Origin of the sequence: Streptomyces sp. NPDC086554 (genome assembly GCF_040686095.1) — a bacterium.
GTDB lineage: Bacteria > Actinomycetota > Actinomycetes > Streptomycetales > Streptomycetaceae > Streptomyces.
Window position 1 is genome coordinate 44434 of record NZ_JBFBJK010000015.1, and the last position, 10322, is coordinate 54755.

Below are 10322 nucleotides of genomic sequence, written 5' to 3' on the forward strand. Positions count from 1 at the left end.
CTAGCTGGCTCCTCTATCGGAAGAGAATCCGGCGGACGGGCCCACGCGCCAGCGCCGGCACCAGTTTCAGCGCCTCCTCGGCGGCCTCGCCCAGACCGGCCGCCCGGCTCTCCCGCTCCCGCTTCAGCGCGTCGGCCAGTGACTCCAGCTGCTCGGGGGTCAACTGCCCGAAGGATTCCGCCGGTTCGTCCCGCAGCTCGCCGCTCAACCGCTGCCGTGCCTCGCCGCTCATATCGCCTCCCGCGACCGGGTCCGGCTCATGAGGCTGGCGCGCGATTGACTAATAGTCAATAGGATCGGATCCGGAAGACGCGCTACCGCGAAAGCGCACGTAATCTTGGCCGAATGAAACGTGCTGGTCTCCTCCTTCTCGCCGTCGCCCCGGTCGCCACGGTCGCCGTCTATTTCCTGGGCGGCGACTCGGACAGCGCCGACTCCGGAGCCAACGCGAAGGCGCCCGGCACTCACCGGCCGTACGACAAGGACAAGTCCGCAGCCGAGATCAAGGCCGACGACGAGCTGATCGCGGACCTGCCGCCGGGCCTCGCCGCACCCGCCAAGAAGGACCTCGCCCAGCAGCTCGTGGCGAGCGCGGAGAACTCGACGCTGAACTGGCGAGGCCAGTACGGCTACATCGAGGACATAGACGACGGGCACGGCTACACGGCGGGCATCATCGGCTTCTGCACCGGTACGCACGACCTGCTCACGCTCGTCGAGCGCTACACGAAGGACCACCCGGACAACGGCCTGGCCCGTTATCTTCCCGCCCTGCGCAAGGTCGACGGCACGGACTCGCACGAGGGCCTGGACCCCGGCTTCACCAAGGCCTGGAAGGCGGAGGCCGCCGAGCCCGCCTTCCGCAAGGCGCAGGACAGCGCCCGCGACCGCATCTACTTCGACCCGGCGGTGCGCCTCGCCAAGCTCGACGGCCTCGGCGCCCTTGGCCAGTTCATCTACTACGACGCGATGGTCCTGCATGGCCCCGGCACCGGACCGCGTGGCTTCTACGGCCTGCGCGAGGCAGCGCTCAAGGAGGCGAACACCCCGGCCCAGGGCGGCAAGGAGAAGGCATACCTCGATATCTTCCTGGACATCCGCCGCAAGGCGATGAAGGTCGAGAAGGCCCACCGCGACACGACCCGCGTGGACACGGCGCAGCGGCAGTTCCTCTACGACGGGAACCTGGACCTGAAGACGCCGCTGGAGTGGAAGGTGTACGGGGAGACGTTCAAGGTCCCGTAACCCTGAACGCCATCCCCACCGGACTCAGCCCTTGACCGCGCCCGCGGCCAGGCCCGAGCCCAGCTTCCGGTGCACGATCACGAAGAAGATCATCACCGGCACGGTGACCAGCGTGGAGCTGGCCATGACGGGGCCCCAGGCCGTGGAGTTCTCACCGAAGAACTGGTAGATGCCCACGGCGGCGGTGTACTTGTCGCTGCCCTTCATGAAGGTGTACGCGAAGACGAACTCGTTCCACGCCGTGATGAAGGCGAAGATCGACGTGGCGACCAGACCCGGCGCGACCAGCGGAAGCAGCACGGACCGGAACATCCGCCACCAGGACGCCCCGTCGATGTACGCCGCCTCCTCGACCTCCTTCGGCACGGTCTGGACGAACCCGCGCAGGGTCCAGATCGCGAAGGGCAGCGAGAGCGCGACGTAGACGATGGTCAGGCCGAGGAGTGAGTTGAGCATCTCGTAGTCACGCATCTGGATGAAGAGCGGAATCACGAGCGCTTCGAGCGGCACCATCTGCACGATCAACACCATGATCAGTACGGAGGTGCGGAAGCGGAACTTGAAGCGGGCCACGGCGACGGCGGCGAACAGCGAGAGCAGTCCCGCCGCCAGGATCGTGCCGAACCCGACGATCGCCGAGTTCAGCAGATACGTACCGAAGTTGCCCTTCTCGAAGACATAGCTGAAGTGCTCGAAGCTCAGGCCGCTCGGCAGGACGTCCGAGCCGCGCGTGATCGCCTTCGGGTCCAAGGCCGTGGAGATCATCCAGTACACGGGGAAGAGCGTGAAGACCAGGAGCGCGGCGACCGCGACGGGCAGACCGATGCGCCCCGCGAGGGTGGTGCGGCGGGCTGTCACAGGTCCTCATCCCCCTGCCGGAACAACGTACGGATATAGACGATCGTGATGACAAGAAGGAGCAGCGTGAGCAGCACGGCGGCTGCCGCGCCCGTCCCGTAGTCGTTCTTGGCGAAGGCTTCGATGTAGGAGAAGACGCCGAGGTTGTAGACCTCCTCGTTGGAGCCGTCGCCGCCCGGCATCAGATAGATCTGGGTGAAGACCTTGAAGTCCCAGATGGTGGAGAGGATGGTCACCACCAGGAAGACGGGCTTGATCGTCGGCAGGGTGATCTTCCAGAACCGCTGCCAGGCGTTGGCGCCGTCCAACTCCCCCGCTTCGTAGAGCTCCTTGGGGATCGTCATCAGTCCGGCGAGGACGGTGATGGCGACGAACGGGAAGCCGTGGTGAACGACGTTCAGGGTCGCGATGGCGTAGAACGGCCCGCGCTCGGTGAACCAGTTGGTGGTCTCGGGATCGATGAGCCCCATCGAGCCCGCGATCTGGCTGACCATGCCGTCCTGCGGCTGGGAGAGCCAGATCCAGACATACGTTCCTGTCACCGCGGGCATCGCCCAGGCGGCGAGGATCGCGATGGAGCAGATCAGCCGCCAGGCCGGGCCGAGGCGGTTGAGCAGCAGCGCGACGAGGGTGCCGATGGCGACGGTGAGGCCGACGCAGGCGATCGCGAAGAACGCCGTGTTGGGCAGGACGGTCTGCCACAGGAGTTCACTGCCGAGCAGGTCGGAGTAGTGCTCGAATCCGACGTACGTCCCGACCCCGCCGCCGAACTTGACGGCGTAGTCCTGCAGCGAGAGCTTGCCGACCTGGATCAGCGGCCAGAGCAGCAGACCTGCGAGGACGAGGAGGGAGGGGGCGAGGAGCAGCCACGGTCGGGTGAGATTGACCAGCTTCTTCTTGCGGAGTGCCGCTTCGTGTTCGGGACGGTGGGGGGCGGGGCGACGGGCCTTGGCGCCTTCCTTCGGCCCGTCGCCGACGAACGTGTCTTTCACAGTGCCGACTCGCCCTCGCCTACTTGTCCTTGGCGAAGATCGCGTCCATGTCCTCGGCCGCCTTGTCCGCCGCTTCCTGGACGGAGGACTTGCCGGTCAGGATGGACTGCACCATGCCGGGGATGACCTTGGAGGCCTGGATCTCGCCGTACGCCTTGGTCTTGGGGACCGTCGCGCCGGCCTCCAGCATCTGCTGGGCGAACGGCTCGACCAGCGGGTCCTTCTTCGCCTCGATCTTCTTCAGCTCGGAGTTCTGCCCCGGGAAGTAGTTGGTCTCCGCGGCCCACTTGGCGGCGAACTCACCCGTGGTCAGCATCTTCACGAACTCCCAGGCGAGGTCCTTCTTGTCCGTGTTGAACGTGGACAGGTAGGAGCCGCCGAGGAAGGACTTGCTCATGCCGCCGGTCTGGCCGGGAATCGGCACGGCGGCGAGCTTGCCCTTCAGCTTCGGGTTCGCGTCGACGATCGCCTTCGGGGTCCAGTTGCCGCCGACGGCCATGGAGATCTGGCCCTTGTTCCAGGCGTCGCCGACCTCCTTCTCGGTCCAGGTGTTGACCTTGGCGGGAGAGACCTTGTCCTTGGTGGCGAGCCCGGTGTAGAACTCGATCCCCTTCACGGCCTCCGGCGAGTTGATCCCGGACTTCCACTTGCCGCCCGACTCGGTGGCGAGCTCGCCACCGGCGCCCCAGATGAAGGGCGCGGCGAACATCTCGGCGCCGCCTGCGACCGGGAAGGGAATCATCCCGGGCTCCTTCTCCTTCAGCGTCTTGGCAGCGGCCTGCAGCTCCTTCCAGGTGGTCGGGGCCTTCAGCTTGTGCTTCTCGAAGATGTCCTTGCGGTAGACGATGGAGCGGACGCCCGCGTACCAGGGCATGCCGTACTGCTTGCCGTCGAGCGTGCCGGCGTCCTTGAGGCCCTCGACGAGATCGTCGTTCAGCCCGGACTGCTTCACGTCATCGGTCACGTCGACGAGCGCGCCGGTCTCGGCGAACTGCGGGACCCAGGTGGTGCCGACCTCGGCCACGTCCGGGACCTGGTCCTCGCCGCCTTCGATCGCGGTGGTGAACTTCTTCTGCGCGGTGGCCCACTGCTGGTACTCGACGTGGATCTTGGCGCCGGTCTTCTTCTGGAAGGCCTTCTCGGCCTCCTTGAAGAAGGGCCTGGCGTCGGGGTTGGTCCCCTCCATGATCCATACGGTGAGGGTCTTGCCCTTGCCGTCGGTGGCCTTGCCGCCGCTGTCGCTCCCGTCATCGCCGCCGCATGCCGTCGCGGTCAGTCCGAGCGTCATGGCGATACCTGCCGCGATGACCCGTCGCTTCATGCCGGCCCCCTCATGGGTTCGTGCTTGGTGGTGCGCCGATCCGTTGGTGGGAGCGATTGTGGTCACTGGGCCTTGGCGCGGTCTAGACCCATCCGAGCCCATGTGCCGAGACGCGGCCGAACCGTGATGAGCGTTGCGGCCGCCGCAATCCGCCGGCGGACGCCAGGAGAGGCAGGGGGCGCGATCCCGGCTACATGTTCCGGATGTGTTCGAGTGCGGCGTCCAGGAGCTTGCTCACCGCGTGGAGGGTGGGGGCGGTGGCGGTGGCCAGGAGGGCGGGGTGCCGGGCGAGTGGGGTGAGAACGGCGTGGCCTGCCTCGGGGTCGTCTCCGATGAGGATCGGCGGGTGGTCGGTGGTGAGGTGGGGGTCCACGACGAGGAGTTGGCCGGTGGCACGGTGTCCGCCAAGGACGGCGGGGCCGTCCCAGGCCGGGGCCGTCCCGCCGTAGGCGGTGTGCTGGTCGAGCACGGGACGGCCGCCGCGGTACACGGTGAGGTGGGTGGTGAGGTGGCCGGGGGGCTCTGCCGTGCGGCCGAGGAGTTGCTCTTCGCGCAACACGACGGCGGCGGTCGGCGCGAGGTCGACGGTGCAGGTCTGGTGGAGGGTGCTGCCCCGGGCGCTGATCAGGGGCTTGGGCAGCCACGTCAGCATGGCGTGCTCGGCGACTTGGAGACGGACGTCGTAGGTGGCGGGGGCGGCGGTGGCACCGGGCAGCGCGATGGTGGCGGCTGCCGTGGTCACCTCCAGCTTGGCGTGTTCCTCGGCGGTGATGTCGAGGGCGAGACGGTCCCCGCCGAGCGGTGCGCACATGGAGCTGATCACGCAGACCCGGGCCCACTCGCCGTGTGGTTGCGTCTGATGCAGGTGGAAGGGGCCGCTGTTGCGCATGAGCGGGACGATCGTGGCGGAGCCGTCGCGGGCGGCCCTGATGAAGGCGGTGGCCTGAACTCCCGAGAGTTCGGGGTCCGTTGGGTGCACCCGCTCGGCCACGTGCGTTTCGTCCGTCTGTCCGCTGTCCGTCTCGCTTCCTCCGGCGATGAGCGCGGGGGGTGCCACCGTGGGTGGCGGGCTCGGGTGCGGTGCGGTCGCTGTCACGCGGCGGCCTCGGCGAGCCAGGCGGAAAGACATCCGTCGACCCACTCGGTGACCGGCTGAATGCCGTCGTCCGAGGCCAGGCTGGTGAACGCGACGGGGAGGCTGCCGCGCTGCTTGTTCGCGTCGGCGGCCATGGTGTCCAGGTTCGCGCCGACGTACGGGGCGAGGTCGGTCTTGTTGATGACGAGGAGGTCGGCGGTGGTGACACCCGGACCGCCCTTGCGGGGGATGTCGTCACCGCTGGATACGTCGATGACGAACACCTGGTTGTCGACGAGCCCGCGGGAGAAGGTGGCGGTGAGGTTGTCGCCGCCGGACTCGATGAGGATCAGGTCCAGCGGGTGCAGCGCCTCCTCCAGCTGTTCGACGGCTTCGAGGTTGGCGGAGATGTCGTCGCGGATCGCGGTGTGCGGGCAGGCGCCGGTCTCGACGGCGGTGATGCGCTCCGGCGGCAGAACGGCTTCGCGGAGCAGGAACTCGGCGTCCTCGCGCGTGTAGATGTCGTTGGTGACGACCGCGATGGACAGCCGGTCTCGCAGGGCACGGCACAGCGCGGCGACGGTGGCGGTCTTGCCGGATCCGACGGGCCCGCCCAGGCCGATGCGCAGGGCGCGGCGCCTGCCGTCAGGACGCAGTGCCTCGGCGCTGGGGGTGTGGTGGTGCGGCAGGGACGTGTCGTGGTCGAGGTGCATGGGGGATCGATCCGATCGGTCGTGGAGATCAGGAGGCGAAGAGGCGCATGGGCCAGGCGGCATGCTGTTCACCGGTGATGTCGAGCAGCGGCGAGGACGCGGCGGGCAGGACTCCGACGCCATCGGTGGCGAGCTGCGCCGCCGCGTCGGTGGCGGTGCGCGCGATGTCGTCGAGTTCACCGGCGAGCCGGGCAAGGAGGGCGGTCGCGTCGAACGGGTCGAGGCTCAGCAGCCGCACCGCCGCCGTCGCGGGGCCGCCGATGCTCTCGTACGCGGCACACTGGGCGGCGTCGAAGGAGGTCAGGCCGGCGGCGCGGGCGGCGACGCCCAGGACCACGGGCTGGTGTGCGCCCCGCGGCAGACAGCGGGCGATCTGGTCGAGCTCGGGGCAGGGCCAGGCGGCGCGGGCCGCACGCAGCATCTGCCGACCGAGCTTGCGGGCCACCAGGCGCAGCGCCGGTACGGGGGTGCGCGCGTCGGCGGCCTCGTCAAGGGCCAGCGGGTCGTATCCGGTGGCGGCCGCGGCGGCGAGGCCGGCCGCGGTCAGCCCGGCGGTGTGCAGGCGGCCCCGGCAGAACGCCTCCAGGCTCGCGGCGTCGTGCACACCGTGCGAGGCGACCGCGGCCTCCACACCGCCGGAGTGGGCGTGCCCACCGGCGGGGAATCGGCCGTCGGCCAGGACGAGCAGGGCGGCATGGCTCATGGGAGCGGTGGCCTGCCTTTCGCAGGTACGGAGTTCAGGGGGAGGGACTTCCCGGGACGGGCGGCCCGGCGGCAGGGTGCCGCCGGGCCGACGCCGTGGTCAGAAGAGGAAGTACCGCTGTGCCATGGGGAGTTCTGTCTCGTAGAGCTCCGTATCGGGCATCTGGTTCGGTACGAACATCGGCTTGTCCGCCGGGTTCGCCGGGTCCTCCGGGTATTTCTTCAGCAGGGTGGGGGCATCCTTGGTCGTGCCCCTGCCCGTGCCCGCGGCCGTGCCCGGGGGATGAGGCGGGGGCGGGGGCGTGCCCGGGGGCGCGCCGATGGTGACGTCGAAGGCATCGCCGCCGATCTTGATCTCCGGCGACTCATCGTTGAGCTCCATGCTCCGCTTGGTCACGTCGCGGGTGGATTTGGTCTTCTTCACCCCCTTGGTCAGCTTGTACCTCTTCTTGATGTCGACGGCCTCGGGCACCACGAAGTTGAAGGAGTTGCCTCCCGGTGCCCGGCCGCATGCCCCCCACACCGGGCGTGGCAGGTACGGCTGCGGTGTCGGGATCGACGCGTTGGCGTCACCGGCCTGTGCGTAGGCGATCTGCCCGCCCTTGATGATCATGTGTGGCTTGACGCCGAAGAACTTCGGCTCCCACAGCACCAGATCCGCCAGCTTGTTGTTCTCGACGGAGCCGACGTGATCGTCGATGCCGTGGGCGATGGCCGGGTTGATCGTGTACTTGGCGATGTAGCGCCTGACGCGGAAGTTGTCGTGCTCCGGGGTGTCCTGCGGCAGGTGCCTACGGCGTTCCTTCATGACGTGCGCGGTCTGCCAGGTCCGCGTGATCATCTCGCCGATACGCCCCATGGCCTGCGAGTCGGAGGACATCATCGAGATGGCACCAGTGTCGTGCAGCCAGTCCTCGGCGGCCATGGTGGAGGGCCGGATGCGTGAGTCGGCGTAATCCCTGTCCGCGGGGACGTCGAGGTTGAGGTGATGGCAGATGACCATCATGTACATGTGCTCAGCGACGGTGTTCTTCGTCAGGGGCCGGGTCGGGTTGGTCGACGCGGGCAGCACACTTTCGTGGCCCTTGCCCACCAGCTTCATGATGTCCGGTGCGTGGCCGCCGCCTGCGCCTTCGACATGGAAGACGTGAATGCCTCGGTACTCGCCGGTCTGGCGATCCTTCGTCGCCGCGAAGGTGTCCTCGACGAACCCGGACTCGTTCATCGAGTCGGCGTGCAGGGCGACTTGGGCGTTGTAGGTGTCACAGACCTTCAGCGCCATGTCGATGGCCGCGGGTGTGGCCCCCCAGTCCTCGTGGACCTTGAGGCCGATGGCGCCCGCGAGGATCTGGTCCTTCAGCGCCTTCTCGGAGACCGTGCCGCCCTTGCCGAACAGGCCGATGTTGACCGGGTAGGCGTCCAGGGCCTCGAACGTCCGCCGGAGGTGCCACTTACCGGGCGTCATGGTGGTGGCCCTGCTGCCTTCGGCGGGGCCGGTACCGCCGCCGATGAGCGTGGTCACGCCCGATGCGAGCGCCTCGTGGATCTGCCCGGGGCCCAGGAAGTGAACGTGGGTGTCGATGCCGCCCGCGGTCAGGATCCGCCCGTTGCCGGAGATCACCTCGGTCTCCGGCCCCACCACGAAGTTCGAGGCACGCTTGTTGGCCCGGTCCTGGGCCTTGGGTGACATCGTTTCCGGGTTGTAGGCCTGGCCGATCGCCTTGATCTTCCCGTCCCGCAGGCCGACATCGGCCTTCACCACACCCCAGTAGTCAATGATCAAGGCACCGGTGATCACTGTGTCCACCGGCTTCTTGGCCGTCGGAGTGCTGCCGTCGTCCCGCGGAATGTGCGACTGACCCATCGACTCGCGGATGACCTTGCCGCCGCCGAAAAGCATCTCGTCACCGCTACGGCCCGGCCCGCCGCACCAGTCCTGCTCGATCTTGACGACGAGGTTGGTGTCGGCGAGCCTGATCCGGTCATCGGTCGTCGGACCGTACAGCGTGGCGTAGTCCTTCCGCCACAGCGGGATCGGGGGGCGCTCGGTGAAGCTGAGAGAGGGCGGCTGCAGACTCACAACAGTTGCCGGATTGGAACCATTACTCATCAGGGCACCGGCCATTCCGTCGGGGTCTTACCGGCCCGAAGGCCCTTTACCAACTGGTCTCCCTGGATGGGCACCAGGTACACATCACGCTTGTCGTTGGGCTCGAACCGCTCCGACGTACCGGCTGCGATATGCAGACGCATACCCCTCGCTGCGGTCCGGTCGAAGGTGAGTCCGTCGTTGACTTCAGCGAAGTGAAAGTGGGAGCCGACCTGGATCGGGCGGCCCAACTTGTTCTCCACCTGCAGCTTCAGCGGATTCGAGTAGCGCGGGTTGCTCTCGTTGTACGGCACCGCGTGCCGACCGTCGTCCGAGAGAAGCTCGTACTTGCCCGGGTAGACCCGCGCGTTGGGCCGCGCCTTGCCGAGCGGATCCGGGATGGTCACCAGCTTCGTCCCGTCCTTGAACGTCGCCTCGACCTGCACATCGCGGATCATCTCCTGGACACCGTCCATGACCTCGATGGTCGTCACGGCGGGGACGCGCTTGTTGAGCTCCGCCGCCACATCGCTCAACTTGGTGTCCATGAGCTGGGCGACCGTCTTCGTATCGTGGCGGGCCTCCTCCAGCACGTAGGCCGCGAACAGCGCCATGACTTCGGGATAGTTCAGCTTCAGGCCCGGTTCCCGCGTGAGGCGTCGCTCTACCAGATCCGCCGCGACACGGATCATGAGCCGCTCCTGCTCATGTGGCGTCAGATGCATGCGGGTTCTCCTTCCTGTGGTTCGGCGTGACGTGCGCGGCGAAGACGCACGAGGAGAACTCGGTGCGGACGCCACTCATTGGCACAACGACCCTGGCAGGAAAGGAAACGGAGGCGAGGCCTCCATTCACACTTTCAAGCGTGTCACGATCAACGAGCTTCCAACATCACCCCTGATCAGGTGACGCGGACAACGACTCCCGCGCCACTGAACAAGGCGCCGTAAGCCCAACTAGCTGGCGCACATGACGCGTCGGCGCCGCCGGGAATGCCGCCCGGATCCAGGTCACGCAGGAAAGTCCCGCAAGATGCGGTGTGTTGCCGGGACTTTCCTGCAATCAGTGCGGCCTGGCGGGTTTCGCCGACACTGTCTGTACGGTCAGCGGCTCGGCGACGGGCACCTTCGGCGCAGGACCCTCGTCCAAGCCCAGGACTACGGCAACCGTGATCGCGGCCGCCCTCAGTCCCTGCCAGGACAGGAACGATGTCCGGGCACTTCAGCTCCACCCACACCGTCTTCCCGATCCCGCCCTCACGCTCGCTGACGCCCCATCGGCCCGGTGGTCTACTTCGGTCACGACGCCTGGCAGGCGTTCCTCACCC

General features: G+C 67.7%; 10 protein-coding genes. 1 reads left to right on the forward strand and 9 read right to left on the reverse strand.

Annotation, left to right across the window (positions count from 1 at the left end; all coding sequences use genetic code 11):
* Nucleotides 1-13: 13 nt before the first annotated feature.
* Nucleotides 14-232 (reverse strand): hypothetical protein, encoded by a 219-nt coding sequence (locus AB0O76_RS24615; RefSeq protein WP_365495148.1) that lies wholly within the window; start codon nt 230-232, stop codon nt 14-16.
* 113 nt (nt 233-345) lie between these two features.
* Between AB0O76_RS24615 and AB0O76_RS24620 the strand changes: the two genes are divergently transcribed.
* Nucleotides 346-1245: a chitosanase gene (locus tag AB0O76_RS24620; RefSeq protein ID WP_365495150.1), complete on the forward strand. Its 900-nt coding sequence runs from the start codon at nt 346-348 to the stop codon at nt 1243-1245.
* Between the two features lie 24 nt (nt 1246-1269).
* Here the strand turns inward: AB0O76_RS24620 and AB0O76_RS24625 are convergent, their stop codons facing one another.
* From AB0O76_RS24625 to ureA, 8 genes are all read right to left on the reverse strand, one after another.
* Nucleotides 1270-2103: a carbohydrate ABC transporter permease gene (locus tag AB0O76_RS24625; RefSeq protein WP_365495153.1), complete on the reverse strand. Its 834-nt coding sequence runs from the start codon at nt 2101-2103 to the stop codon at nt 1270-1272.
* Nucleotides 2100-3095: a sugar ABC transporter permease gene (locus tag AB0O76_RS24630; RefSeq protein ID WP_365495156.1), complete on the reverse strand. Its 996-nt coding sequence runs from the start codon at nt 3093-3095 to the stop codon at nt 2100-2102. Before AB0O76_RS24630 ends, AB0O76_RS24625 begins: the two co-directional genes overlap by 4 nt.
* A 19-nt stretch (nt 3096-3114) precedes the next feature.
* Entirely contained in the window at nt 3115-4416 is a 1302-nt protein-coding gene (locus AB0O76_RS24635; protein WP_365495159.1) for a sugar ABC transporter substrate-binding protein, read from the reverse strand.
* A 190-nt stretch (nt 4417-4606) separates the two neighbouring features.
* Nucleotides 4607-5512 carry an urease accessory protein UreD gene (locus tag AB0O76_RS24640; RefSeq protein WP_365495162.1) on the reverse strand — a complete coding sequence of 302 codons (906 nt, stop codon included), beginning with the start codon at nt 5510-5512 and terminating at the stop codon, nt 4607-4609.
* Complete coding sequence (gene ureG, locus AB0O76_RS24645) at nt 5509-6204, reverse strand: urease accessory protein UreG (protein ID WP_365495165.1); 696 nt, start codon at nt 6202-6204, stop codon at nt 5509-5511. The genes AB0O76_RS24640 and ureG overlap by 4 nt, the downstream gene beginning before the upstream one ends.
* Before the next feature lie 28 nt (nt 6205-6232).
* Nucleotides 6233-6907, reverse strand: a complete 675-nt coding sequence (locus AB0O76_RS24650; protein WP_365495168.1) for an urease accessory UreF family protein — start codon at nt 6905-6907, stop codon at nt 6233-6235.
* Between the two features lie 99 nt (nt 6908-7006).
* Nucleotides 7007-8941, reverse strand: coding sequence for an urease subunit alpha (gene ureC, locus AB0O76_RS24655; RefSeq protein ID WP_365495599.1), 1935 nt, complete (start codon nt 8939-8941; stop codon nt 7007-7009).
* A gap of 74 nt (nt 8942-9015) precedes the next feature.
* Nucleotides 9016-9720, reverse strand: a complete 705-nt coding sequence (gene ureA / locus AB0O76_RS24660; protein WP_365495171.1) for an urease subunit gamma — start codon at nt 9718-9720, stop codon at nt 9016-9018.
* Between the last annotated feature and the right edge of the window lie 602 nt (nt 9721-10322).